The 25,469-nt window shown below is 59.1% G+C and carries 29 protein-coding genes and 2 pseudogenes; 27 read left to right on the forward strand and 4 right to left on the reverse strand.

Annotation, left to right across the window (positions count from 1 at the left end):
* Nucleotides 1–81 precede the first annotated feature (81 nt).
* From ACP7DW_RS07380 to ACP7DW_RS07440, 13 genes are read left to right on the forward strand one after another with little or no spacing between them, the layout of a single operon-like run.
* The gene (locus ACP7DW_RS07380) at nucleotides 82–735 is read left to right on the forward strand and encodes a phage baseplate assembly protein V (RefSeq protein ID WP_426085198.1); all 654 of its coding nucleotides are present in this window, start codon (nucleotides 82–84) and stop codon (nucleotides 733–735) included.
* On the forward strand, nucleotides 732–1,076 hold the full coding sequence (locus ACP7DW_RS07385) for a GPW/gp25 family protein (RefSeq protein ID WP_426054715.1): 345 nt from the start codon (nucleotides 732–734) through the stop codon (nucleotides 1,074–1,076). Before ACP7DW_RS07380 ends, ACP7DW_RS07385 begins: the two co-directional genes overlap by 4 nt.
* Nucleotides 1,073–1,984: a baseplate assembly protein gene (locus ACP7DW_RS07390; RefSeq protein ID WP_426054714.1), complete on the forward strand. Its 912-nt coding sequence runs from the start codon at nucleotides 1,073–1,075 to the stop codon at nucleotides 1,982–1,984. Before ACP7DW_RS07385 ends, ACP7DW_RS07390 begins: the two co-directional genes overlap by 4 nt.
* Nucleotides 1,977–2,597, forward strand: a complete 621-nt coding sequence (locus ACP7DW_RS07395) for a phage tail protein I (protein WP_426054713.1) — start codon at nucleotides 1,977–1,979, stop codon at nucleotides 2,595–2,597. Before ACP7DW_RS07390 ends, ACP7DW_RS07395 begins: the two co-directional genes overlap by 8 nt.
* Entirely contained in the window at nucleotides 2,594–4,222 is a 1,629-nt protein-coding gene (locus ACP7DW_RS07400) for a phage tail protein (RefSeq protein ID WP_426054712.1), read from the forward strand. Before ACP7DW_RS07395 ends, ACP7DW_RS07400 begins: the two co-directional genes overlap by 4 nt.
* 1 nt (nucleotide 4,223) lies before the next feature.
* On the forward strand, nucleotides 4,224–4,739 hold the full coding sequence (locus ACP7DW_RS07405) for a hypothetical protein (protein ID WP_426054711.1): 516 nt from the start codon (nucleotides 4,224–4,226) through the stop codon (nucleotides 4,737–4,739).
* A gap of 33 nt (nucleotides 4,740–4,772) precedes the next feature.
* Nucleotides 4,773–5,948 (forward strand): phage tail sheath protein, encoded by a 1,176-nt coding sequence (locus tag ACP7DW_RS07410; RefSeq protein WP_426054710.1) that lies wholly within the window; start codon nucleotides 4,773–4,775, stop codon nucleotides 5,946–5,948.
* A 56-nt stretch (nucleotides 5,949–6,004) separates the two neighbouring features.
* Nucleotides 6,005–6,514, forward strand: a complete 510-nt coding sequence (locus ACP7DW_RS07415; protein ID WP_426054709.1) for a phage major tail tube protein — start codon at nucleotides 6,005–6,007, stop codon at nucleotides 6,512–6,514.
* A 39-nt stretch (nucleotides 6,515–6,553) separates the two neighbouring features.
* Complete coding sequence (locus tag ACP7DW_RS07420) at nucleotides 6,554–6,862, forward strand: phage tail assembly protein (RefSeq protein WP_426054708.1); 309 nt, start codon at nucleotides 6,554–6,556, stop codon at nucleotides 6,860–6,862.
* Nucleotides 6,863–6,870: 8 nt separating this feature from the next.
* A complete protein-coding gene (locus tag ACP7DW_RS07425; RefSeq protein ID WP_071650284.1) occupies nucleotides 6,871–6,984 on the forward strand; it encodes a GpE family phage tail protein in 114 nt (37 codons plus the stop codon).
* Nucleotides 6,985–9,855 (forward strand): phage tail tape measure protein, encoded by a 2,871-nt coding sequence (locus ACP7DW_RS07430; RefSeq protein WP_426054707.1) that lies wholly within the window; start codon nucleotides 6,985–6,987, stop codon nucleotides 9,853–9,855. It abuts the gene before it with no gap.
* Between the two features lie 17 nt (nucleotides 9,856–9,872).
* Entirely contained in the window at nucleotides 9,873–10,481 is a 609-nt protein-coding gene (locus ACP7DW_RS07435) for a phage tail protein (RefSeq protein WP_426054706.1), read from the forward strand.
* Entirely contained in the window at nucleotides 10,478–11,713 is a 1,236-nt protein-coding gene (locus ACP7DW_RS07440) for a phage late control D family protein (protein ID WP_426054705.1), read from the forward strand. Before ACP7DW_RS07435 ends, ACP7DW_RS07440 begins: the two co-directional genes overlap by 4 nt.
* 144 nt (nucleotides 11,714–11,857) lie before the next feature.
* On the opposite strand, the gene ACP7DW_RS07445 is transcribed toward ACP7DW_RS07440, so the two are convergent.
* From ACP7DW_RS07445 to ACP7DW_RS07455, 3 genes are all read right to left on the reverse strand, one after another.
* Nucleotides 11,858–12,511 carry a hypothetical protein gene (locus tag ACP7DW_RS07445; protein ID WP_426054704.1) on the reverse strand — a complete coding sequence of 218 codons (654 nt, stop codon included), beginning with the start codon at nucleotides 12,509–12,511 and terminating at the stop codon, nucleotides 11,858–11,860.
* A gap of 220 nt (nucleotides 12,512–12,731) precedes the next feature.
* The gene (locus ACP7DW_RS07450) at nucleotides 12,732–14,906 is read right to left on the reverse strand and encodes a KAP family P-loop NTPase fold protein (RefSeq protein WP_426054703.1); all 2,175 of its coding nucleotides are present in this window, start codon (nucleotides 14,904–14,906) and stop codon (nucleotides 12,732–12,734) included.
* Between the two features lie 595 nt (nucleotides 14,907–15,501).
* On the reverse strand, nucleotides 15,502–15,945 hold the full coding sequence (locus tag ACP7DW_RS07455; protein ID WP_426054702.1) for a helix-turn-helix domain-containing protein: 444 nt from the start codon (nucleotides 15,943–15,945) through the stop codon (nucleotides 15,502–15,504).
* Between the two features lie 73 nt (nucleotides 15,946–16,018).
* Here ACP7DW_RS07455 and ACP7DW_RS07460 point away from each other — a divergent pair, with 73 nt between their 5' ends.
* The 13 genes and pseudogenes from ACP7DW_RS07460 to ACP7DW_RS07520 all read left to right on the forward strand — a co-directional run.
* Nucleotides 16,019–16,222 carry a hypothetical protein gene (locus ACP7DW_RS07460; RefSeq protein WP_426054701.1) on the forward strand — a complete coding sequence of 68 codons (204 nt, stop codon included), beginning with the start codon at nucleotides 16,019–16,021 and terminating at the stop codon, nucleotides 16,220–16,222.
* A gap of 10 nt (nucleotides 16,223–16,232) precedes the next feature.
* The gene (locus tag ACP7DW_RS07465; RefSeq protein WP_035820909.1) at nucleotides 16,233–16,436 is read left to right on the forward strand and encodes a hypothetical protein; all 204 of its coding nucleotides are present in this window, start codon (nucleotides 16,233–16,235) and stop codon (nucleotides 16,434–16,436) included.
* A gap of 37 nt (nucleotides 16,437–16,473) precedes the next feature.
* Nucleotides 16,474–16,662, forward strand: a complete 189-nt coding sequence (locus tag ACP7DW_RS07470) for a hypothetical protein (protein WP_035820911.1) — start codon at nucleotides 16,474–16,476, stop codon at nucleotides 16,660–16,662.
* Nucleotides 16,659–16,922 carry an ogr/Delta-like zinc finger family protein gene (locus ACP7DW_RS07475; RefSeq protein ID WP_071079002.1) on the forward strand — a complete coding sequence of 88 codons (264 nt, stop codon included), beginning with the start codon at nucleotides 16,659–16,661 and terminating at the stop codon, nucleotides 16,920–16,922. The genes ACP7DW_RS07470 and ACP7DW_RS07475 overlap by 4 nt, the downstream gene beginning before the upstream one ends.
* A gap of 120 nt (nucleotides 16,923–17,042) precedes the next feature.
* Nucleotides 17,043–17,444 (forward strand): hypothetical protein, encoded by a 402-nt coding sequence (locus tag ACP7DW_RS07480; RefSeq protein WP_426054700.1) that lies wholly within the window; start codon nucleotides 17,043–17,045, stop codon nucleotides 17,442–17,444.
* 101 nt (nucleotides 17,445–17,545) lie between these two features.
* Complete coding sequence (locus ACP7DW_RS07485) at nucleotides 17,546–17,899, forward strand: hypothetical protein (RefSeq protein WP_034745810.1); 354 nt, start codon at nucleotides 17,546–17,548, stop codon at nucleotides 17,897–17,899.
* The gene (locus ACP7DW_RS07490) at nucleotides 17,889–19,727 is read left to right on the forward strand and encodes a replication endonuclease (protein ID WP_426054699.1); all 1,839 of its coding nucleotides are present in this window, start codon (nucleotides 17,889–17,891) and stop codon (nucleotides 19,725–19,727) included. Before ACP7DW_RS07485 ends, ACP7DW_RS07490 begins: the two co-directional genes overlap by 11 nt.
* A complete protein-coding gene (locus ACP7DW_RS07495; RefSeq protein WP_426054698.1) occupies nucleotides 19,724–19,876 on the forward strand; it encodes a hypothetical protein in 153 nt (50 codons plus the stop codon). Before ACP7DW_RS07490 ends, ACP7DW_RS07495 begins: the two co-directional genes overlap by 4 nt.
* The gene (locus tag ACP7DW_RS07500; protein ID WP_426054697.1) at nucleotides 19,870–20,091 is read left to right on the forward strand and encodes a hypothetical protein; all 222 of its coding nucleotides are present in this window, start codon (nucleotides 19,870–19,872) and stop codon (nucleotides 20,089–20,091) included. Before ACP7DW_RS07495 ends, ACP7DW_RS07500 begins: the two co-directional genes overlap by 7 nt.
* 9 nt (nucleotides 20,092–20,100) lie before the next feature.
* Complete coding sequence (locus ACP7DW_RS07505; RefSeq protein WP_426054695.1) at nucleotides 20,101–20,379, forward strand: excisionase; 279 nt, start codon at nucleotides 20,101–20,103, stop codon at nucleotides 20,377–20,379.
* Complete coding sequence (locus ACP7DW_RS07510; RefSeq protein WP_426054694.1) at nucleotides 20,319–21,404, forward strand: tyrosine-type recombinase/integrase; 1,086 nt, start codon at nucleotides 20,319–20,321, stop codon at nucleotides 21,402–21,404. Before ACP7DW_RS07505 ends, ACP7DW_RS07510 begins: the two co-directional genes overlap by 61 nt.
* 149 nt (nucleotides 21,405–21,553) lie before the next feature.
* Nucleotides 21,554–22,555: a hypothetical protein gene (locus ACP7DW_RS07515; RefSeq protein ID WP_426054693.1), complete on the forward strand. Its 1,002-nt coding sequence runs from the start codon at nucleotides 21,554–21,556 to the stop codon at nucleotides 22,553–22,555.
* 484 nt (nucleotides 22,556–23,039) lie between these two features.
* A pseudogene (locus ACP7DW_RS07520) lies at nucleotides 23,040–23,246 on the forward strand (site-specific integrase); the annotation flags it as partial.
* Between the two features lie 9 nt (nucleotides 23,247–23,255).
* On the opposite strand, the gene ACP7DW_RS07525 reads toward ACP7DW_RS07520, so the two are convergent.
* Nucleotides 23,256–24,542: a hypothetical protein gene (locus ACP7DW_RS07525; protein WP_426054692.1), complete on the reverse strand. Its 1,287-nt coding sequence runs from the start codon at nucleotides 24,540–24,542 to the stop codon at nucleotides 23,256–23,258.
* Nucleotides 24,543–24,997: 455 nt separating this feature from the next.
* Between ACP7DW_RS07525 and ACP7DW_RS07530 the strand changes: the two are divergent.
* Nucleotides 24,998–25,396 (forward strand): annotated as a pseudogene (locus ACP7DW_RS07530) (IS66 family transposase); the annotation flags it as partial.
* Between the last annotated feature and the right edge of the window lie 73 nt (nucleotides 25,397–25,469).

Here is a 25,469-nt window from a genome sequence, read left to right on the forward strand (position 1 = left end):
AAAGCCCACGAAGAACCGCAAAAGCCACTAATCCGCTTATCAACCCGCCCCCGCGTGCATCCGCACGCGGACTTCGGCAACATGCACTGCATGAACGCCGACCTGTCCGACCTCCTCCGCTTGCTGCAAAACCTGATCCGCCTGGGCACCATTGCCGAGGTCAAAGGGGCCAAGGCGCGCGTACGGCTTGGCCCGACTCTCACCACCGAATGGCTTAACTGGGCCACCCGGCGCGCCGGCAGCACGCGCACCTGGTCCGCGCCCACCGTGGGCGAACAGGTGATCGTCTTTTCTCCAGGCGGCGACCTGACACGCGGCATCATCCTGCCGGCGCTGTACTCGCAGGCGTTTGACGCGCCCGAGTCCAGCCCCACCGTCCACACCACGCATTACCCCGACGGCGCCGTGGTGCAGTACGACCATGCGGCCCACGCCCTGACAGCAGTGCTCCCCGGCGGCACGGCCACCATCACGGCCGACAAGGTAACGTCGAACGCGCCCAGCACCATCTGCACGGGCGACCTGACCGTCATGAAAAACCTGATCGTCAACGGCGCCACCACGCTGAACGGCGGCGTGAATGCCAAGGCCGGCGCCGCTGGCGGCGTGGCCATGGCCGTGCAAGGAACAGTAAAGGCCAGCGAGGACATGCTGGCCGGCGCCATCAGCCTGGCCAAGCATGCGCACGGCGGCGTCAAGGCCGGCGGCGACAAGTCGGGCGGGCCGCAAGCATGATGGGCATGCACGCCGCCACCGGGCGCAGCCTGACGGGTCTTGGCCATCTGCGCCAGTCCGTGACCGACATTCTCACGACGCCGATGGGTTCGCGCATCCGGCGCCGCCGCTATGGCTCCGAAGTGCCCGAGCTGATCGACCAGCCCCTGAACAGCGCCACGCAGTTGCGCATCTATGCGGCTACCGCCTTTGCCCTGCGCCGCTGGGAACCGCGCCTGCAGCTCGCCAGCGTACAGTTGACGCGCGACACGGACGGCGCCATCGCCCTGCTGCTCGATGGCACGGCGAACGGCCAGGGCATCACCCTGTCCGTACCCGTCAAACAAGGCGGCAGCGTATGAGCACGCCTATCGACCTGACTCAGTTGCCCGCGCCCAGCGTGGTGGAAGTGCTGGACTTCGAAACCATTCTGGCCGGCCGCAAAGCCCATCTGGTCAGCCTGCTGCCGGAAGCCCAGCGCGCGGCCGTCACGGCCCTGCTGGAGCTGGAATCAGAACCTGCCACCAAGCTGCTGGAAGAGAATAGCTATCAGGAAACCATCCTGCGCAACCGCGTCAACGAGGCGGGCAAGGCCGTCATGCTGGCGTTCGCCCTTGATGGCGACCTGGACCAGCTGGGCGCCAACGTCAACGTGGAGCGCCTGACCATCACGCCGGCCAATCCGAGCGCCCTGCCGCCCGTGGCCGCCATCATGGAAGACAACGACGCCTACCGCCTGCGCATCCAGGAGGCACCGGACGGCCTTTCCGTGGCCGGCCCGAAAGCCTCCTACGAATTCCACGCCCGCAGCAGCGACGGGCGGGTCAAGGACGCGAGCGCCACCAGCCCCGCGCCCGCCAGCGTCACCGTCACGGTGCTGGCCAACAACGACACCGGCATCGCCGACGCCGCGCTGCTGGCCATCGTGGCGCGCGCGCTCAATGCCGAGGACGTGCGCCCCCTGGGCGACCGCCTGAGCGTGCAGGCCGCCCAAGTCATCGACTACCAGATTGAGGCCACCTTGTTTATCGGCGTCGGCCCGGAAGTGCCGATCCTGCTGGACGCCGCGCGCGCCAACGCCGTGCGCGTGTCGCAGCCGCGCCGGCCGCTGGGCCACAGCATCTACCGTTCCGCCTGCAGCGCCGCCGTCCACGTTGAAGGCGTACGCAAGGTCGTCTTGACCAGCCCGGCGGCGGACATCGAACTGAACGCTACCCAAGCCGCGCGCTGCACGGCCATCAAGTTGAATGTCGTGGTGCGCGATGAATAAGCTTGTTCCGACCCTGCCGCCCAACACCACGGCGCTGGAGCGCGCCATTGCAGTGGCTTGCGCCGAGCTGGTCAACGTGCCTGTGCCGCTGCGCGACCTGTGGAGCGCCGACCGCTGCCCGGTCGCCCTGCTGCCGTTCCTGGCCTGGGCCTGTTCCGTTGACCGCTGGGACGACACCTGGCCCGAATCGACCAAGCGCGGCAGCATCAAGGCGGCTTATTTCATCCACAAGCACAAGGGCACGATTGCCGCCGTGCGCCGCGTGGTGGAGTCCCTGGGCTATTTGATCCGTATCACCGAATGGTGGCAAACCACGCCGCCGGGCGTGCCGGGCACCTTCCGCCTCGACGTCGGCGTGCTGGACACGGGCATCACGGACGCCATGTTTCAGGAAATGGAGCGCCTGATTGCCGACGCCAAGCCCGTCAGCCGCCACATGACGGGCCTGGCCATTTATCTGGAAAGTCGCGGCAACGTCTACGCGGGCGCTTGCGCCTACCACGGCGACAGCATGACCGTGTATCCCTGGATCGCGGAAACCATCGAAGTGCGCGGCACGCTGTTGCAGGCCGGCGCATCCCATACCATCGACACCCTGACCATCTATCCATGAGCACATATTTCGCCATTCTCACCGAAGTGGGCGAGGCCAAGCTGGCCAACGCCATCGCCCTGGGCCAAACCCTGAAACTGAAAAGCCTGGCTGTGGGCGACGGCAACGGCAATTTGCCAATGCCTGTGCGCACGCAAAAGGCGCTGGTGCGCGAGGTGCGCCGCGCGGGCCTCAACCAGCTGAAAATCGACCCGGCCAACACCAGCCAGATCATCGTCGAGCAAGTCTTGCCCGAGGACGTGGGCGGCTGGTGGATACGCGAAATCGGCATCTTTGACGAGGCCGGCGACCTGTGCGCGGTCGCCAACTGCCCGCCCAGCTACAAGCCATTAATGGCCGAGGGCAGCGGCCGCACGCAAGTGGTGCGCATCGTGCTGATCGTCGCCAGCACGGCCGCCATCGAACTGAAAATCGATCCGTCCATCATCCTGGCCACGCGCAAGTATGTCGATGACCAGGACATTACCGTGCGCGCCTACAGCGATGCACAACTGGCCAAGCACCTGGCCGCCGCCGACCCGCACCCGCTCCTGGCCAAGGTCGCCTACGTCGATCAGAAAGACACCAGTGCACGCACCTACGGCGATCAGCAACTGGCCAAGCACCAGGCTGCCATCGATCCGCACCCGCTGCTGGCCAAAGTCGCCTATGTCGATCAGCAAGACACCAGTGCCCGCGCCTATGGCGACCAGCAGCTGGCCAAGCACCAGGCTGCTGTCGATCCGCACCCGCTGCTGGCGAAGGTCGCCTATGTCGATCAACAGGACACCAGCGCACGCGCCTATGGCGATCAGCAACTGGCCAAGCACCAGGCTGCCGCAGACCCGCACCCGCTCCTGGCCAAGGTCGCCTATGTCGACCAGCAGGACACCAGCGCACGCACATATGGCGACCAGCAACTGGCCAAGCACGCAGCGGCTGCCGATCCGCACTCGCAATACAGCAAGAAAGATGTGGAGACACCAGCGAAATTTGACGCATCGACCAAGCTGGCCAACACCGATTTTGTCCAGCGCGCGCGCGGTGGCATGGTGGGGTACGCTCGTGTGGATGCCGACCGTGCGCTCACCGCTGATGACACGGGTTCCGTTCTCTTGCTTGGTTTTGCCGCAGCGACGCTCACCATTCCAACGCCGCAGGCCCTGAATGTCCCTTACACCGCCGGGGCGTGCGTTCACCTGCATTGCACCGGCCCCTATGAGGCGCAATTGGTCGCCGGTGTCGGCACGTCGCTCACGGCCCCGGACGCCACGGCAAGCATCACGCTCAAAAAAGGGCAGTCACTTACCTTGATGGCGACCACCAACCAAATTTGGAGAGTCATCGACTCGACCGCCGAGCTATGGCGCAATGCCGATTTTTCGTCAAAGTTGGCTACAAGTAGCGGCCATCAAAAATTGCCGGGTAATTTCATCATGCAATTTGGTGATGCCACAGCGACGCCAGCGGGCAATTCAATTGCATTCGATATCGCCTTCCCTGTGGAGTGCTTCGGCGTCTGCCTCACCGGAGCCAATAGCGACGCAGTCAATCGCCTGGGAACCGGCAAGCCATCCAGGACGGGCTTTACTGCGTACTCGTCCGATTCCACGCCAGCCACTCGTTACATCGCTTTCGGAAAATAATATGACGATCTTCTATTCCAATACCACGCGGGGGTTTTATCCCGAGGATATGCGTGCCGACTACGAGCAGGCCGGCACTTGGCCGGCCGATGGCGTCGAGGTGACGCCCGACGACGAAGCCATGCTGCGCGAGGCAATCACCGCCGGCGCAACCATCCGCAAGAAATCCGGCGGCAAGTGGAGTATCACCGCACCACCGCCGCCACCGTTTGCCGTTCTGGCCGCCCCGATACTGGCCAGCGTGCGCCAGGCGCGCGACGCGATCCTCAACCGCCTGGCCGGTATCGGCTTTGCCGCCATGGCCGACGGCGACGCCGACACCGTTCAAGCAATCACGGCGGCGCGCGCCTGGCTGCTCGACATCACCATCTGCCCGACGGTTGCCGCCGCGCAGGACATCGAGGCGCTGCAAGCGGCCGTCAACGCCGAATTCCAGCGCATCGCCGACGCCTTGCCGGATGAGGCACGGCGAGCCTTCGCCGATGCCGGTATGGCACCGGCCGCCATCAGCCAGTAACACCCGACATTCACCACTCACCAGGAGAGCCCTATGCCCACCGACTACCACCATGGCGTGCGCGTCATTGAAATCAACGAGGGTTCGCGCCCCATCCGCACCGTGTCCACCGCCGTGCTGGGCCTGATCGCCACGGCCGACGATGCCGACCCGGCCGCCTTCCCGCTCGACACGCCCGTGCTCGTCACCAACGTGCTGGCCGCCATGGGCAAGGCCGGCAAGACGGGCACCTTGTATCGCAGCCTGGCGGCCATCGCCGCGCAGACCAAACCGCTGACCATCGTGGTGCGCGTGGACCAGGGCGAGACGGAAGCGGAAACCACCAGCAACGCCGTGGGCGGCGTCTCGCCCGATGGCAAGTACCTGGGCGCCCAAGCGCTGCTGGCGGCACAAAGCAAACTGGGCGTCAAACCGCGCATCCTGGGCGCGCCGGGGTTGGACACCCAGGCCGTCACCAATGCCATGGCCAGCGTGGCGCAGCGCCTGCGCGCCTTCGTGTATGCATCGGCATATGGCTGCGCCACCGTCACGGCGGCCACCACCTATCGCGGCCAGTTCGGCCAGCGCGAAGTGATGGTCATCTGGCCCGATTTCGTGAACTGGGATACCGCCACCGACGAAGAGGCCAGCATTTCCGCCGTCGCCTACGCCATGGGCTTGCGCGCCAAGATCGACGAGGAAACGGGCTGGCACAAGACGCTGTCGAATGTCGTCGTCAACGGCCCGACCGGCATCACCAAGGACGTGTTTTTCGACCTGCAAGACCCGGCCACCGATGCCGGCGTGCTCAACGCCAAGGAAGTCACGACCCTGATTAACATGGGCGGCTACCGCTTCTGGGGTTCGCGCACCTGCGAGGCGCCGGGCGGCTTCTTCTATTTTGAAAGCTACACGCGCACGGCCCAGGTGCTGGCCGACACCATCGCCGAAGCGCATTTCGCCTTTGTCGACCTGCCCTTGCATCCGTCCCTGGTGCGCGATCTGCTGGAAAGCATCAACGCCAAGTTCCGCGACCTGAAATTGCAGGGCTACATCATCGACGGCCACGCCTGGTATGACGAGCAATACAACGACAAGACGGCGCTGAAAGACGGCAAGCTGGCCATCGATTACGACTACACGCCCGTGCCGCCGCTGGAAAACCTGAAATTCCAGCAGCGCATTACCGACCGCTACCTGGCCGACTTCGCGTCGCGCATCGCCGCGTAATCGCTATCACCAACCTGCCCGCGCCAACGCGGGCACATTGAAATACTGGAGAAATTATGGGCCTGCCCCGCAAACTGAAAAACTTCAACCTGTTCCAGAACGGCGTCTCCTTCATGGGCATGGTGCCCGAAGTCACCTTGCCGAAACTGAGCCGCAAGATGGAAGAGTACCGTGCCGGCGGCATGAGCGGCCCCGTGTCCGTGGACTTCGGCAACGAGGCGCTGTCGCTGGAATGGAGCGCAGGCGGCCTGATCGCCGAAGCCCTGAAACAGTACGGTGCGCACGCCCACGGCGCCGTGCAACTGCGCTTTGCCGGCGCCTACCAGGAAGACGATGACGGCACCGTCGCGGCCGTCGAGGTCGTCGTGCGCGGCCGTTACAAGGAAATCGATATGGGCGGCGCCAAGATGGGCGACGACACCACCCACAAATACACGATGGCTTGCAGCTATTACAAGCTGATGATCGACGGCGCCACCGTCATCGAACTGGACTTCATGAGCGGCACCGAGAACTTCGGCGGCGGCGACACGAATGCCGCCATCCGCAAGGCCATCGGCCTGTAATCCCCTTTTCACTTACCAACACCCTACCAGGACAACACCATGCACAACGATACCCAAAACCAAGCTGTCATCGAACTGGACGAGCCGATCAAACGCGGCGACACCTTCATCACCTCGCTGACCGTGCGCAAACCCAAGGCGGGCGCACTGCGCGGCATTTCCTTGATCGAGCTGGCCAACCTGAACGTGTCGGCATTGCAGATCGTGCTGCCGCGCATCACCGAGCCGACCTTGACCGCGCACGACATCGCCAACATGGACCCGGCCGACCTCCTGGCCGTGGGCGCCGAGGTTGCCGGTTTTTTGGCGAGCAAAGCCGATCGCCTTTCGGTATCCCCGGCGAAGTAGAAGACGCCATGGCCGACATTGCCGGCGTCTTCCACTGGACGCCGGCAGCGATGGACGGCTTTACGATTGATGAACTGATGGCCTGGCGCGAACGCGCCCGGCAACGAAGCGGAGCGGAATAGATGGCTGGTCGGGATTTGAAGTTACAGGTAGTGTTTGCAGCGCTGGACAAAATCACCGGCCCGCTGAAAAAGATCATGGGCGGCTCCAGCGATACGGCCAAGGCGCTGAAAGCGACCAGCGACCGCCTGCGCGACTTGAACGTCCAGCAAAAGAACATCGCCAAATTCCGCGAGTTGCATGGCGGCCTGGATGCCACGCGCGCCAAGCTGGAAGCAGCGCAACAGAAAGTGGCCAGCCTGGCCGTCAAGATGAAACAGGCGGAGGCGCCCACGCGCGCCATGACGCGTGAGTTTAACGCCGCCACCAAAGCGGCCGGCGCCCTGAAGACGGCAGGCCAGCAGCAGGCCCAGCAACTGCAGGTCATGCGCGAGCGCCTGGGCGCCGCCGGCATCGGCACCAAAGACCTGGCCAACCACGAGCGCACCTTGCGCCGCGAGATCGAGGCCACCAACAAAACCATGACGCTGCAGCAGCAGAAGCTGGCCAACGCGGCCGCCAAGCAGCAGCGCGTCACCAATGCCACCCAGCACGCGGACAAGCTGCGCAACAAGGCGGGCAATCTGGCCATGGCCGGCGCAGGCGCGACCGCCACGGGCGCCGTCATCGGCGCGCCCGTCGTCAAGGGGCTGAACGAGGCCAAGCACTATCAAACGGAAGTGGGACGCGTCAACGCGCTGGGCCTGGGCGACAAGGTGTCAGCCGAGGCCGTCGCCTTCGCGCGCAACATGAAAACCTACGGCACCAGCCAGCTCGACAACCTGCAGTTGATGCGCGACGGCATGAGCGCCTTTGCCGATGTGCACCACGCGGAAATGGTCGCCCCTACCCTGGCCAAGATGAAGTTTGCCAATCACGCCTTCTTTGGCGAGGCCGAAGGCGCCGACAACGAACGCAAGTTCATGGACATGCTCAAGGTGATCGAGCTGCGCGGTGGCCTGGAGAGCAAGGAAAAGTTCGAAGCCCAGGCAAATATCGTGCAGCAGGTCATCACCGCCACGGGCGGGCGCGTCGGCCCGAATGAATGGCTGAACATGATCAAGACGGGCGGCATCGCGGCCAAAGGCTTGAAAGATGATGCCTTTTACTACCAGATGGAGCCGCTGGTGCAGGAAATGAGCGGCAACCGCGTCGGCACGTCCCTGATGAGCGCCTATCAGAACTTGTACCAGGGCCGCACGACGAAGCGTTCGGCCAAGAAGCTGGAAGAGTTCGGCCTGATCGGCGACAAGAGCAAGGTCAAGCACGACAAGGCGGGGCAAGTCTCGTTCCTCGATCCCGGCGCGCTGCTGGGCGCGGAACTGTTCCGCGAAAACCAGTTCGAATGGCTGGAAAAAGTGCTGTTGCCGCAACTGGCCAAGAAGGGCATCACGGAAAAGAAACAGGTGCTCGACGCCATCGGCAGCATATTTTCCAACCGCACCGCGTCGAACCTGTATTCGCAGATGTACTTGCAGCGCGTGCAGATCCACAAAAATGAAAAACTCAACCGTGGCGCTGCCGATATCGGCCGGCTGGAAAAGCTGGGGCGCGACTCGGCGGCCGGCAAGGAACTGGAGGCACAGTCCAAGCTGGCCAACTTGAAACTGACCATGGGCGAAAAAATCCTGCCGCTGTACGCGCAAGGGCTGGAGCTGGCGATTTCCGCCGTTACGCGCCTGAATGGCTTCATGGAGCGCAACCCGACCGTGGCCAAGGTCATGATTACCGCTTTTGCCGTGCTGGCCGGCGTACTGCTGGTGCTTGGCCCGCTGATGCTGGGCATTGCCGCCCTGATCGGCCCGTACGCCATGCTGCACGTCATGTTCGCCAAGATGGGCGTGAAGGGCGGCGTGCTCACGCCCATCTTGCGTGGCCTGGGCGGCGCCTTCATGTGGGCGGGACGCGCTGTGCTGTGGCTGGGCCGCGCCCTTCTGATGAACCCGATCGGCATCGCCATCACGGTCATTGCGGGCGCCGCCTATCTGATCTATAAATACTGGGAACCGATCAAGGCGTTTTTCACAGGCATCTGGTCGCACATCAAGACAGCCTTTGCTGGCGGCATTGGCGGCGTCAGCGCCTTGATCGCAAATTGGTCACCGCTGGGCCTGTTCTATCGTGCCTTCGCGGGTGTGCTGGGCTGGTTCGGCATCACGCTGCCGGCCACGTTCACCGACTTCGGCGCCAGCATACTGCAGCGCATCACCGCGTCCTGGGCGCCTATTTCCACCTTCTTTGCCGACATCTGGGCGCGCCTGCGCACGGTTTGTGCCGGCGGCATGGGCAGCATCACGGCCCTGATTATCAACTGGTCACCGGTCGGCGTGTTTTATCAGGCGTTTGCTGGCGTGCTGAGCTGGTTCGGCGTCAAGCTGCCGGCCCAGTTCACCGAGTTCGGCGCCAACATCCTGCGCGGCCTGGTCAACGGCATCACCGGGTCCATGGGCGCCGTCAAGGACGCCATCAGCAATGCCGGTTCCAGCACCATTGCCTGGTTCAAGGAAAAGCTGGATATTCACAGCCCGAGCCGTGTGTTTGCCCAGCTGGGTGACTACACCATGCAGGGCTTGGCCTTGGGCCTGGACCGCAGCGAGGGCGCGCCGATTGCCAAGGTATCGGGCCTGGCGCAGCGCCTGACGCAATTGGGGGCCGGCATCGCCATCGGCACGGCCACGGCATTACCCGCAAGCGCCTTCGACACGCGCGCCCCGCTGCCCGTGGGCGGGTTCGGCGCCGGCATGACGATTCAGGGCGACAAGATCGAAATCACCTTCCACGTGCAGGCCGGCACCGATCCCCAGGCCATCGCGCGCGCCGTGAGCGTGGCGCTCGATCAGCGCGACCGCGAAAAGGCGGCGCGCATCCGCTCGTCCCTGCGCGACCACGATTAAAGAAAGAACAGCACACCATGATGATGATTTTAGGAATGTTCGTTTTCAGCCTGCCCACCCTGGCCTATCACGAGCTGCAGCGGCAAACGGAATGGAAGCATGCCAGCACGGCCCGCGTGGGCCTGCGCGATGCCCACCAGTACGTGGGGCCAGGCGACGACACTATCACCCTGTCGGGCTGGGTGGCGCCGGAACTGACCGGCTCCCTGTACTCACTCGATGCGCTGCGCATGATGGCCGACACCGGTAAATCGTGGATTCTGATCCAGGGCACGGGCCGTATTCTCGGCTCGTACCGCATCACCAGCATGACGGAAGGCCGCACCATCCTCGACGGCAGCGGCGGCGCGCGCCGCGTCGAGTTCTCGATTGCGCTCAAGCGCGACGACGACAGCGTGCTGGCCATGGTCGGCCTGGGCGACATCGGCGACCTGAAAAACATGCTCAGCATCGACGGCATGACCAGCAGCATCGCGGGCGCGGCCAAAAATGCCGTGGGCAGCGTGGTCGGCAATGTGGTCGGCGGCATCACCTCGAAATACGGCGGCGTGGTCAGCGAGATGAAAGACAAGATCGGCGGCAGCATCAGCGGCGCCATCGGCAGCGCGGCGGACAAGTTCAAATGAGCGAGCATATCCCCGCCTTCAAGGTCAGCATCGAAGACAAGGATTTGACCTCCATCGTTTCACCGCGGCTAATCAATCTGACCTTGACCCTGTGCCGTGGCGACGAGAGCGACCAGCTCGACATTTCCCTGGACGACAGCGACGGCAAGCTGGCCTTGCCGCCGCGCGGCGCGCAGATCGCCCTGGCGCTGGGCTGGCAAGCCACCGGCCTGGTGGACATGGGCAAGTTCACCGTCGACGAGGTGGAGCACAGCGGCGCACCCGACACCATCACCCTGCGCGCCAGGTCGGCCAACCTGATCGACACGTTTAAACAGCAGCAGGAACACAGCTTTCACAAAACCACCCTGGGCGCCATCATCGAGGCCATCGCCTTTCGCAACGAGCTGGCGTCGGGCGTGTCGGCGCGCCTGCGCGACACCGTCGTCGAGCACATCGACCAGACGCACGAGAGCGATGCGGCCTTCCTGCGCCGGCTGGGCAGGAAATACGACGCGGTGGCCACCGTCAAGAATGACACCTTGCTCTTCATCCCCATCAACCAGAGCCGCACCGCCAGCGGCAAGGCGCTGCCTGTCATCCCCATCACGCGCGCCCTGGGCGACGGCCACCGCTACCACAGCGCCGAGAGCGACGCCTACACGGGCGTGCGCGCCTTCTGGCACGACGAGCGCTATGCGCGCCGCCGCAGCGTGGTGGCCGGCGTGCCCGGCAACAGCAAGCGCCTTCGCACCACCTTCGCCAACGAAACCGACGCGCGCGCGGCGGCCGTGGCCGAATGGCAGCGCATCCTGCGCGGCCTGGCCACCTTTGAAATGAGCCTGGCCCTGGGCAACCCGGCCGTGTTCCCGCAATCGCCCGTCACCGTGCAAGGCTTCAAGCCCGAGATCGACGCCACCGAATGGCTATCGGTCAAGGTCACGCACAGCCTGGGCGGCAACGGCTTTACCACGCGCGTGGAGTTTGAAACGAAAACGGAAGCGGTCGAGGCCGAACGTGAGGACGAGAAAGACCCGGATGAAGGCGTCACGGGCGTGGTGGCGAAGTGGAAGGATGTGGCGGCGAAGAAGAAAAAATCGGGACAGGAGCAAGTTGGCGCCACGGGCACGCTCAAGACGCTGGAGCACACTTACAAGAGCAAGCAGGCCGCGAAGCGGGCGGCATTGAATACGTGGAAGCGTATTGAAGAAGTGCGGGATATCATCCGCGAGAATAACGAGGTACCACTGTAGTTTGAGCAAGTGAGGGTTAAAAAAGAAATAGTATGAACTTCAACCCTTACCTCAAGCCTACATTGTCACGCCAAAGCAACATTCGAATCATTATGCAAATGGAAATTCTACTTATAGACAAGAATCATGCTCAAGATGAATACTTCAATGCAGTTTTCTAAATATCTCTAAAATATCCTTCCAATTACCTAAAAATACGGAAATCAATGTTGAAACAAATATACTGATAATTGCCCACTGGACGGTTGCTTTGACTCCTGATTGACCCTCAAGTTGAACCGGACGAATGATATTTTTATACACATCCTCATACTTGTCGGCCACTGCAGCAACACCGTGAAAATGTTTCTCAATGCTTGATATTTGCGGAAGAAGTGGCTTAAGTAGAGGACTCTCTTCTGCCAACCTTCGCGCACTTTTAATCTGCGCTTCTGCACCGGATATTTCATTCTTTAACCGCTCCGGATCGAAGGTTAAAATTTCAGCCAAACGGCGCCGCAAGTCTTCCATATCTTCATCTATTTCCTGAAGAAGTGTAGCTAGATGCTCATGAGTACGTTCGGTACATCCAACCATGATAATCGGCGCAAATCCATCTTCTCCAATTTCATCGTAGTCGACAATGCGCTCATTGTTCAACTCAAATAGTTGCTGCACAAGAACGTTCCCATTCGAAAAAAGTTGTCCAATTTCGGCAAAGAACTTTTCTTGGTCGACGATCTCTCCCTTTCCATGAGAGTGAAGAATGAAAGAGCCGAGCAGCCGCGCTTTCTGTGTCTTGCTGATTTTTTTTATCATTTTTAGGTTCTCTCTTTGCACTCGCAAGCACCGCTGAACATCTGTTAGGAAATCGATTCTAGGTTCATTATGGAGCGATAGGCGGCATGTCTCCAGAACCATGAATATTTCTTGAAAGTTATTCGGTCATGCTCACGAAATCTTTTTTCGCACTTAAGTAGACAGCACACGGCTTTGCTTAATCTAGGCATTTGAAACATGAAAAAGGTGTCGCTATCTCTTAGCCAAGCCAGTCTTTAAGGAAACCTCGCAACGTTGTTAATGCCTCCTCGTGCTCGGGAAATTTTTTAGGGTCTATCGAATCGCACCTAGTCTTCGCCGCGTCAATACCAATTAAGTCTTCGATCGTCGTTCTGTTGAATATGTTATTCGAAGTGCTGACATGATCATCCATCGAATGACTTGTGCTCTTACCCATCAAGCGCGAAGACATCTTTGCGAAGCCCTCGTCCGTCTGGATCGCCCCCACCACCCAATCACGCGCTTCATCTAACGAACCCGAGTAATCTTTCCATCGGTAGAGCAGGGATAGAAGATCCTGTTCGGCGATCAATGTGGCCCCATCTGCGGCCTGGAGCCTCATCAATCGCAACCATTCGACTTTCATTGCAATAACGGTGTTATGGTCGAGCGTCGGCTCAAAGACGTCGCCCTGCCTCTGATCGGCGGGATCGTTCAAATGGATCAAGATCGCAGCGACGGACAGTGCTTTGGTCTGGCGGAGTGCCTCGATTGCCAGAGCACCTCGGAGACCTTCCGGGATCCGGGTCAGAAAACAGCTCGTCGCACGCCATGCTGAATACCACGATGAATCGAAAGGACCGAGGTCATTCCGGCCTGCGAGCTTCTGAGCAATTCCAAACATGCCGGGCAGCAGCACGGCAGCATGCTCTACTGGCAGGCGTTGAAAAGACTCATCGAGCCTCGCGACGAGCGAGTGCAAAAGGTCCTCGGCCTCAACGGCAGCGATTGCCGCAACTAGCCCGGCTTCGGTACTCGTCGCCTCGAGAAACGAGACAAAACGATGCTCCGACAACTCGCCGGCAGCCGTCTGGAGTTCGAAATAACGCGGGAAGTAGCGCGCGGTGCAAGCCCGTTTTTCAGTCAGCCACGCAGCACTGAAGCCATCTGAGTAGTTCGCCCCCCCGTATGCCCATTCGAGTGGCGGGAAGAGGTTCTTGAGTAACTTCTGGACTACGATGCAGCGTTCCTCCGATGCTAACTTGAGAAGCTGTTCGGCCGCCGCCTTGTCCTTCTCATCCGCGTTGCGATATCCTGAACTGCGATGTTCTTGGAGAACCAGCTTTCTTTCTGTAAATAATGATTGATGGAGGTCCGGCTCGAAGACCCGAAGAGTCTCCAGAAGAATAAAATCAACTACGTTCACCTCAAAAACGTCACCGGCCACATGTAATGGCAAGTGCACGGCAATAGACGAGATCAGTCGGCGCGCGTCCCGCACGTTGCGCAGCATGGGCTGGATGCAGCCGACGAAGGCGTTTCCCCAGCGTTTCATTGAGAACCCGTTCGCCTCGTTCGCATAGGGATCAAGGAGTTCGGAGAGCTCCTCGGCGAAGATGCGGTGCACAATCGACACAGGAACCGCCGGTAGGTCGAAGTTAGTCTGCACTATCTTTTCAAGGAAGGCACGTCCGTCGTCATCGGCGACCGGATCAAGTGCCCGTTCTACGATGCTGGGCTGAAACATAAGCACAAAAACGATGTTGGGTAAGTTCGCGTTCGCCTTAACCTGCCGGAGAAGTATTCTGATCTGCTCAGGCTCAAGCCGGTCGATATCGTCGACAAAGACAACAAGCGGCCGGTCGAGTTCGCGAAGGCGACACTCCAGCACTTCTCGCACCTTGTCGAGCGGCTCTCCGCTGCGGTCTCGTCCGAAATGTGAAAGTACGCGTCCCAGCAGGGACGCACCTACCGAGAGAACGGCAAGAGAAGCCGCCACCTTCGCTACATTCGGGAGATCGAAACCTATGGCCGAAGCGACGGCGACCACCGACACGCTCGTCAGTACCGTCAAGATTTGGTCACTCGATCCCCCAGCCTCCTTCAGTGGCGCGCTAGCCCCTGTAAGTATCCCGCCATAGCGTCGCAGTGCCTCGGCGCGCTCAAGCGCTGCCTTCGAATGTTCGCCCCCTAGGCGATCCGCCATCTGGCTGAAGAGCGCACGGGCGATCGCGTCGCCGTCACCCCACTGCCAAGGATTAAAGTCAACCCAGTCCGCTCCGTCATTCCTTGCTACAAGCCTCTCGGTGATTAAGTTCTTAAGAGAGGACTTTCCGAAGCCCCAGCCACCACGGATTGCGAATACTCTGCCCTCACGCAGGCTAAGCTCCGAGAGCACACTGGCTATGCGCCCAGCGAAATCGACCCTCCTCATGCGATCCTCTGACGCACTTCGGATTGGCGCCTCCGCCCCAATCCCGACGTCAGGACGTTCCGTCCTTTGTGCGTCAGCTTGGCCCCTCACGAGATGGGCAAGCCACGCCGAAAAACGGGCCACCTGCCGCTTCACCACGCAATGGCTCCCATATAGCCGCCAGCGCCCACTAACCGGCGGCGCGGAAGAGTCGATGCAGGATGTGACGCCTCATGCATCGAGATAAATACTTTCGAATATCCCTGGCCATCTATATCTCCGTGACCACCCCGAACGCTTTTTCGACACATATCAATATTCCTACTAACACTCAAGTTAACTCAGGCGAGCCTCAATCCAGCTAGCCGCAGTATCCCTGGAAGCGGAGCACTCACATCTAGTGCCTGGCGCCGTTTCGATGACAATGCCGACCGTATAAGCTTTACCATCGTAAAGACAGGTATTTCTTAGTAGCAAGGATAATAAGTCAATCTCAGTGCTACATTTGTAAAGCGGCCAGCCAAATAAAAACGCGCACATGATGACATGTATAAAACTCCACGTTAGAGCTCGCCCAGTTCGGGAGTGCTTATCCCCCCTCGACCAAGCGCGTCGCTCATTTTTTTTTACGGCCAACGTGAATCGTCTGAGGGGCGGTTATGTTCCCATGGATCTGCTGACCAATCTCACCATGAACTATGACCTGAGTGTGCCGTTTTACAGGCTTCCCAACCGGGCTAGCTGGCAGATCGGAAATGCCTTCTACGACACCCAGCACGCGCGCTTTTCCACGCAAATCTAATCGCCGATAACCTACCAGCAACTCATTCTCATCATCAGTCAAAGAATTACTTGTGGGAACGCCAAGCATCACATATGCGATATCTACCCCCACGCCTGCCAATGCGACCAAGTAGCCGGCATCAGGTAAGGTCTTTCCCTGTTCATAGTTAATCTGAGCGAGTTTTTTCACGCCACCGATTGCCGCGAACGCTTCTTGTGTAAGGCCAAGCCGAGTTCGCTCCTGCCTTAATCTATCACCAAAAATATTTTTATCCATACATCTATGTTGACAAGTATGTTTTTGCATACTATAGTTACGCCATCCTGTAGCGATTACACATCATAACATTATGAAAAACGTATCCAAAACCGGGCGCACTACCAAGGGCGTCACTTCGCAACCTCTGGGCGTCCGCTTGGCGCCTGATGAAGTGCTGGAAGTTGAAGCGTTTGCAGCTGCGCAACAACGATCCCGTGCATGGTTCTTGCGCTTCCTGATCCTGCGCGGCCTCGCCGACTACAAGCGAGAACTCGCCTCCAAACCCACCCACTAAGGACAACGTCATGTACCCCGATGCAAAACGTATCCGCAGCCACCGCGTCATGCTGCGCCTGGACGATTACGAGCACCAGCTCGTTTCCTCGATCGCCAATTACCAGGGCGAAGAGCTTGCGGTACTGGTGCGCCAGATCGTGATGCGCGAAGCCCTGGCCGTGATCGCCTTGGATGACGCCACCATCGACAGCGTACAGCGTCGCAGCGTTTAAACCGAGTCACTTTTGAGCAACTCTAAAGTTACAGAAAATGCCAGACCATCAAATTAACCTCAATGACGAAGAGCGCGCGGTGCTGGAACTCGTGCGCCAGCGCCAGGGGCTGGCAAGTATCGATCAGGCAGCTGAATGGCTCGTCAAGTCGCGCTTACGCAAGCAGTCAAAAAACATGACGGGTCGCGGTCGCGCCCTGTACCAAGTGGAAAGAAAGCTGAAATGAGAGTCATCGGCCTGCCCTGCCCGCATTGCGAATACACCGTCCGCGCCGTCAAGAGCCGCACGATGTCCGCCATGTTCAAGGAAATCACCTACATGTGCCAGAACCCCGACTGCGGGCACTCCTTCGTGGCAGGCCTGGAAGTACTGCGCACCCTCTCGCTGTCCGCCATGCCCAAGCCGGATATCCGCATCCCGATGTCCCAGCATGCGCGCACGGCAGCCACCAGCCAGCTGGCCCTGGACCTGACTGCGGGCTGCTGATGACTATCCCGATCCTCGCGCCGCCGTAACCCGGCCGCCGTAACTCCCCTCTTTTGCTGTGCCCTGCTGCGCTCTTTTTTGAGCGCGCGGGATTCGTTCAACCTGAAATAAGGAAAACCGATGGAAAACACGCTGCACGCCACCAGTCATGCCGACAAATCCATGGCATCAAGCACGATCCGCCCGACCTTGCAAAATTGTATTGTCCCCGTGGCACCAACGTGTTTTCTGCTGCAAACCAGCGCGGGCATCAGCATCGCGGCGCTGACCGCCCACATCCATGAGATTGCCAAGACCTATCACGCCTACGGCGCGGCCAATCTCACCTTCATCATCAGCGATCTGCACGCGCTGCAGCATGGCGGTTTCTTCTTGCCAGACAGCCAGCGTGCACTGGTCGGTAATCTGCCCATCGAGCTGCGTTACCTGTTCGCCAGCGAATCGGGCGTCGTGCAATGCACCAGCTCGTCGCGCACGCTGACCTACTGGGCAAAGTATTTCGCCAAGGAAGGGGCACGCTGATGCTGCGTCTGGCCAAAACCTGCGGCATCTGGCTGCTGTCGCTCCTTATCGTCCTTGCCCCCGGCGTGCTGCGGGCCATCGGCGCCATCAAGGACTGAACCATGCCGGCGTCCCTTATCGACAATCACCTGTCCTTCCAGCCTGCCGCCGAGATTCTGGCGGCGCGCGACAAGGACATGCCGACGCCACCGGGCGCCGGGCATGCGCTGGCCGCCATTGCCGAAGCCAAGGCCCAGCTGCGCAGCATCAAGCCGCGCAACCTGGCGCCCTTCATGGCCCAGGCGTGGGGATTGTCGCCGCGTGGCGCGCGCCGTTCCGTGTTGATCGCCGCAGGCATGGACGCCGACCGCTGGGAGTCGCCCATCCACTCATTTACAGAGGAAGAGCGCATCGAGCTGCGCGCCGCCACCTCTGCCGCTATCCGTGTGTACGAAAGACTGTTGAATGCAATCTAAACAAATCCTGCTGCCTGACGCCCAGCGTCACGAAGCCTTCTTGCGATCCGCCCAGTTCGCGCCCGAGCTGGCGCGCATCCCGTTCAAATGGCGCAACCGCGTCATCACGGCCGCCCTGGCCAAGATGGCCTGGTCGTCCTGGTACAAAGTCTATGAGTCCGTCGCCACCGGCTTTGTGCGCGAGTTCGCCGAGCAGTACGTGCCGGCCGGCGTCGACTTGTCGCAGAGCGACGCCGACATCGTGACCACCGCTGAACGCGCAGCGGCCGGCGTCACCAAAATGCTGTGGATGGCCGTGTCCGACACGCACGCCCTGCAGATAATGGAAGACGAATGCGCCTCGTATGGCATCGAGCTGCCCGAGTTCGACGCGCTGGGCGACACCATAGCCCGTCTGGTGGACGCGCGCTGGTGGCGCCGCCAGTTGCGCAAGCGCGTCAAGCGCGCCTTTGAAGCGGGCAATATCCGCCTGGGCTACGTGAACTATCGCGCCGAACCCTACGCCAGCAATGACGCCGTGCTGTCGCGCCTGGCGCAAAACCGCCGCAACGCGGCAGCACTGGCCGCCACCCTGGTGCAAAACGAAAACGGCCAGCAATTCAGTATCGCCGAGCTGGCCGAGAAGACCACCGCGAATAAAGCCATCCGGCGCGGCGAGCTGATGTTGCGCATCAACGGCTTTGAGCAGATCGCCCGCGAATGCGGCGACCAGGGCATTTTTATCACCTGGACGTGCCCATCGCGCTTCCACGCCATGCAGCACAGCGGCAAGCCGAACGACAAGTTCGACGGCTCCACGCCACGCGAGGCCAACGCCTACCTGGGCAAGATGACGTCGCTGTGCCGCTCCGCGCTGGCGCGCCGTGGCATCGGCCTGTACGGCTTTCGCATCGCCGAGCCGCACCACGATGGCTGCCCGCACTGGCATTTGCTGCTGTTCGTGCGTCCGACCGCGAAATACAAGACAGTCCACCTGCAGGACGTGGCCGGCCGCGCCATCCGCATCATGAAGCGCTACGCCTGGCGCGTGGACCGTGGCGAACCGGGCGCCTTCGCGCGCCGCCTGGACGTCAAGCGCATCGACTGGGCCAAGGGCAGTGCCGCCGGCTACATCGCCAAGTACGTGGCCAAGAACATCGACGGCGTGGCCGAGCACAAGACGAAAGAAGGCTATGTCGTCACGGCCGACACCGAAGGCGATGTCGAGCTGACGCCATCGGCGCGCGTCGAGTCCTGGGCCGCGTGCTGGGGCATCCGTCAATTCCAGCAATGGGGCGGCGCGCCCGTCACCGTCTGGCGCGAACTGCGCCGCATTGAGGAAGGCATGCTCAACGAAGCCCCGGCCGCCATGCGCCGCGCCTGGGACGCCGTGCAAAAGATCGACGGCGAAAAGCGCGCCTGCTGGGCCGAATACCTGCGCGCCCAGGGCGGCGCCCTGGTGCCGCGCAAGGAACTGGTCGTCACCTTGGCCAAGGACGAAAAAACCGTCATCGGCCGATACGGCGAAACGCTGCGCACCACACCCTACGGCGTGCGCTGCAGCGACCTGATCGGCGTGGTCTTCAAGTCCGTGCGCCATACGTGGACGCCCGTACAGGCCACAGGCGGGCGCGGGGTGGCTGTTGGGGTTGCCGTTCCTCGGACTCGTGTAAATAACTGTACGCACCCCGACCGCCCCACCCCGTCCACGCCGCCAGCGGCACCCGCGCCTGACCTGCCCGACGAGGCAAAAACAGCCTTGATTGCCGCCTGGGCGGCCGTCAACGCCTGCCCGTATCCCCGGCTGATTGTTCCTGACACCCCACCCCATAAAGGAAATGGCACATGAGCACCTATGCCGTGACCGTTCGCACGCAAACCGAACGCTTTGAATTTTTTGAAGTTGCCGCATCCAGCGGCGACGTGATCGACGCCGCCATCGACCGCTACGGCGTGTGCGGCGTTACCGCCAAACTGAAAGGAGCACCGCAATGCTGAACACACTGACCAATTCGCCGCGGCAAATCGCCCTGGGCGACCGCGTGACATTCGATACCGATGAAGGCTACCAGGCCGGCACCGTCAACGACCTGCGCCGCGACGTGGGCAATGGCGAGCTGCACGCCTGGGTGAAACTGGACCACCAGTGGCCGGGCATGTTCCGGGCCGTGCCGCTGGGTTCGATCATTGGCACAACGCACGCCAGCATTTAGGAGGTGCCCATGCTGCGCTACATGACGATACCGAAATTCTCCATCGAATCAGGCTATACCCCTGATGCGATCAGAACAAAGATCCGGGATGGGATCTGGCCGAAAGACGCCGTCTGGATCAAGGCGCCAGACAATCGAATTTTAATTGACGTGAAAGGGTATGAATCATGGGTAGAGACGGGCGAGGTGTTAAAGCTGCATCGGAAAGCAGCATCGAAATCACCTTCATGTATCGCGGCACCAGGTGCAGGGAAAGGATCGCGCTCAAGCCCACCTCCGCTAACCTAAAACGTGCCGAGAACCACCGGGCGGCGATCCTGCACGCGATTGCCACCAACAGCTTTGACTATACGGCCACCTTCCCGCAATCGTCCAATGCGGTCAAATTCGCCGACCAGGTGGGCGATGTCCAGACCGTCGAAGCGTTTCTGGACAAGTGGCTGGACAGGCAGAAAAAGCACCTCAAGGCCAGCACGTACAACGGCTATCGCAAGATCGTCGTTGGCCAGCTGATCCCCTGGTTCGGCACCATCATGCTGTCGGCGCTGCGCAAGAAAGACGTGCGGGCGAAGATGGAGCCCATGAACGCGACCAACAAGACCATGGCGAACATCCAGAGCGTACTGCGCAAGGCACTGGACGACGCGATAGAGGACGAGCTGATCGAGGTCAATCCGCTGGCGCGCTGGTGCTATTCCAAGGTCGAGGCGCCGCAGTCGAAGGACGATATCGACCCGTTCACGAAAGAAGAACAGTCAGCGATTCTCGCGCAAGCAACCGGCCAGGGGCGCAACCTGCTGCAGTTTGCCTTCTGGACCGGCTTACGCACCTCCGAATTGGTGGCCCTGGATTGGGCCGACGTGGACTTCGTGCGGGGCGTCGTGATGGTGACGCGAGCCCTCACGCAGCATTCAAGGGTGGCGGAGAGCACCAAGACAAACGCCGGCCGCCGAGAAGTCAAGCTGCTGGAGCGCGCCATGCATGCGCTGCAGGAGCAAAAGGCATTCACGTGGGCAAAGGGCGAGGAAGTTTTTCAAAATCCTCGCCTGGAGCGGCGCTGGGAGGGGGACCAGCCGATCCGCAAGACTTTATGGACCGGCATCCTGCAAAACGCTGGCGTGCGGTATCGCAACCCTTATCAAACGCGGCACACCTACGCCAGCATGATGCTGTCGGCCGGGGAGCACCCTATGTGGGTCGCAAAGCAGATGGGGCATGCGGACTGGACGATGATTGCGCGAGTATATGGGCGTTGGATGCCTGATGCTGACCAAAATGCGGGATCAAAGGCAGAAAGCGTCTTCGGCATTTAACGATTGTAACTAATGTCAGACTGTCATAAACCTCGTCGATCCTAGTAAGGTTGAAAATGTCCAAAAAAGCGAAGTTGGAGGTGTTTAATTTGGTGCCATAATGCGACGTCACGAAATTTCACTGGCCTTAAATCATTGGGGGACACCATATGCCGCTGCAGCTTAAAGACATCGCCAAACTGAACCAAATCATTGAACGAATACAAGCCGGCAACTTCGATGAAAATGATGTCGACAACCTGCTGATGAAGCTTCGTGCTTATGCTGGGAAAAGCACTGTCTTTCTTGAAGTGGCGCATTTCGTCGCGCATTCGGATGCGCGGGATCGCGGCATAGCACACCAGTCCATCACTGCGATCGTTGATTCAATACAGTATTTCCGGGAATTCCTGTCTGTAGAACGTCAGTTAAACGTTAGCAAACCTTTTCCCGCCTACATTTACCGCTTATTTCTTTCCCAATCTCGCCTGACGGACGAGCGGCAATTGAGGGAAAAGTATAAGATGAGCCGCTCAACACTCATCAAGAAGATCGAAGCTAGTTTTCTGTTCGACAAGAAAACGAACACATATTGTCTACGCGGTAATAAAGGCGGTATTGAATTATTGGAATCTCTACATTTCATCACCAGTTTCATCCATGCAAAGCCAGCATTTCACATTCGCGACTTCCACAAGGAGCTGAAGGATGTCATGCGAACGCAAAAGGTTATTTTCGACGAGGCCGCTTGGGATGCGCAGGCCGCCACAATCTCACTAGCAATTTTGTGCCTTGTATCGAATACCGAATTCGCACTTGACAACGGAAACAAGGCAAGTTGTAAGATTGAGACAGAAAATCACTTCAGGCTTATAAGTGGGCAGCGTAGGTTGCCCACAGGTCTCATGAGCTCCGAACCCACCAACTTCGGGACATTGAGAATCTTGGGTAAAGCAACGATCAACAGTACCAACATTGCCCCTGTGTCGATCATGTTCCCGTTGATCGACACAGACCTTGACCCGCGCGAGCACTGCGATCCTTCACTTTTCTTGAGGGACAAAGCACCAGAGGATTTCGGTGACGGCATTGTCGAAATCATCAACTTTGCTGCAGATATGTCGCTAACAAATGACTTCAGGCTCGTGCAGACTCAATCGTTAGTTCAGTGACGGGTACCTTGAGAGCTGGCGTGGAAGAGTAATAATTTCCTCCCATAACGTAAATAGTCACAAAAATCCCAAAAAAACCAGCTAGTATTCCCAGAGTAGCATCTGCTCGTAAACCACTTTGGCAAAGTGTCAGTATTTTGACAGCAAAAACCCTTACATGCCTAAGAAGCCTCAGTTTACGGTAGGTTCGATTCCCGCCGTCTCCACCACTGAATAAATAAAAAGGGCTTCCCCGTTTTGGCGGGGAGGCCCTTTTTATTTATTCAACGCATGCAGAGCGCGGGCGTCGAATCCGCGTCCGGTACGGACGCGGGGGTTTTGCGGGACTTCGGCGAGCGCAGCTCGGCGCCGCAAAACCGGGTTGCGCTTGCAAGCGCAACCCTCTCCGATTCGTCTGACTAGCTCTTGCGCCGCAGGCGGTTTTTCCAAGCGACAACATAAGCTGCTCAGGCCGTGTACGAACGGCGGACCTGACCCTCGCTCCCAAAACGCTGGCGTGCGGTATCGCAACCCTTATCAGACTCGGCATACATATGCCAGCATGATGCTTTCAGCAGGCGAACATCCGATGTGGGTGGCGAAGCAGATGGGGCATGCTGATTGGACCATGATAGCGCGCGTTTATGGACGTTGGATGCCAGACGCAAATCAATACGCTGGCTCAAAAGCAGAGGCAATTTTCGGTTCTTGAGTTGCTTCCTCAGATGGGCATTTCAGGAAACAATTTATTCATAATAGCCAAAGAATACTTTGCAGTAAATTCCTCCGATTTCAATATTTCCATTTTATGCAAGTTATACTCAACTTCAAGAAAAACTGGAAAACTCGGTTGATGAGGCAAATTTTCCGCCAACGTTATATGTATAAACGAGGCACCGTAAAGCCTCACGAACATTGACAACTTGTTGGTGCCATTCTCCATCGGCACCAGCATTATGGATACAAAATGCTTTGTTTTTGGAACAACATCAAACATTTTCAGAAATACAGGTGAGCTCTCATCCACTATAAAACTCTGCAAAGCAATTTCGTCCTCTCCATACACAATCTTTCTTTTTATTTCAGAAAAACCATCATGGCAAACAACATTTCTCCCGGAAGAAAAAGCACATAGATTTACTCCAATTTTGGCCAAAACTCTAGCTCTTGCATCCAAATTTGATTGAATAGTAAGAGAAACCAATGGATTAATAACAGGTTTGCTTTCTGTCTTATTATCAGCTATCGCCTTAAACGTGACAATATTCCTTCGTAATCTTTCAAACAAATCGCATAATTCATCTTCATGTTTAACGCGAACAAGAGTATGACCATTCGAGTTTCTCACCAATTCCGTTCGCCTCTTCGCCTCTGGTTCAAGTTCCCCTTCGGAGCACTCTACCCAAACGCATTTTTTGGGAGCTTTTTTCAAAATAGAAGAAGATGAAAAAATGTATTTATTGCAATAAAACCTATAAGTAGTAACGCTATACGTCGCGCCACTGGCCGCATGCACCTTCCTGGTAGTCACCAATTCATCAGCGGAAAGGAAAGAAATTACCTCGTGACAGAAGGCTGCACGATCTTCCGGCTCCGCAGCCCTACTATCCAACCGCTCGCCACTCAAGATAAACTTGGGCAATATCGATACAGTCCCTCCTCGTCCGAACACTGCCTCTGCAGGCTCATCGCTATCTGGTAGAAGAATGCTTGCCGTGCGGCACTGAAGCAGTGGAGCCTCAGTGTTTCTCGCTCTCCCGCTTCGCTTACGGCCGTGATTTTGTATAAAAACACGTCCTATTGCCTCAGGTGATGTGCGAAGAAACGCTGCCTCCAACGGCGAAAAAATTTCCTCATTGCACTTTTTACAAACTAGCTCACGCAGTAAAAAAGTATTATCATCACCTCCGAGACCTGCACAAAACACATGTTCGTCGGTGAAGGGGCCTGGGCGGCTGCAGTAGATGCAGGTATCCGGCATCTGGCTTTCAAATTCGACTTTTGTCATTGGTAGGAGTTAGTTAATCGTCTTTAGATTAGGTACTAGGTAGTCCGCGCAGGCCATTGTTCAAGATCGTCGCTAAGGCAACTTTGATCCGTGTATGACAGCATATTGACAGCTTTTTAGCCAAAACTGCCATCAAATCGTCGTTTACGGTAGGTTCAATTCCCGCCGTCTCCACCACTGAATAAATAAAAAGGGCTTCCCCGTTTCGGCGGGGAGGCCCTTTTTATTTATTCAACGCATGCAGAACGCGGGCAGCGCATCCGCGTCCGGTACGGACGCGGGGGTTTTGCGGGACTTCGGCGAGCGCAGCTCGGCGCCGCAAAACCGGGTTGCGCTTGCAAGCGCAACCCTCTCCGATTCGTCTGACTGGCTCTTGCGCCGCAGGCGGTTTTTCCTAGCGGCAATATCATCCGCTCAAGTCGTGTACGAACGGCGGACCTGCCCCTCGCTCCTCCCTCTCGCGCCCACTGCTCGACGACCTGGAGCGCTGGCTGCGCAGCATGCTCGATACTTTATCGCGCAAGTCCGACACAGCGGCAGCAATCCTGTACGCGCTCAAGCTGTGGCCCGCGCTGCTGCGCTATTGCGACGACGGCGCCATCGAGATCGATAACTCTGCGGCCGAACGCGCCTTGCGTGGCGTGGCCATCGGCCGCCGCAATTACTTGTTCGCCGGCGCCGACAGCGGCGGCAAGCGCGCCGCCGCGATCTACTCGCTGATCGGCACGGCCAAGCTGAACGGTGTCGACCCCGAAGCCTGGTTGCGTCACGTGCTGACGCATATCGCCGATCATCCCGTCAATAGGGTTGATGATTTCTTGCCCTGGAACTGCAACCTGCCAGCAGCCCTTTAAGATCACGCCGCTTCCCAGCGGTGTGACGCCATCATCGATCAAAACGCCCCTGCACTCAATAAGGTGCTGAGTG

Origin of the sequence: Janthinobacterium sp. PSRC1-1, from assembly GCF_049897525.1 — a bacterium.
Lineage (GTDB): Bacteria > Pseudomonadota > Gammaproteobacteria > Burkholderiales > Burkholderiaceae_D > Janthinobacterium > Janthinobacterium tructae.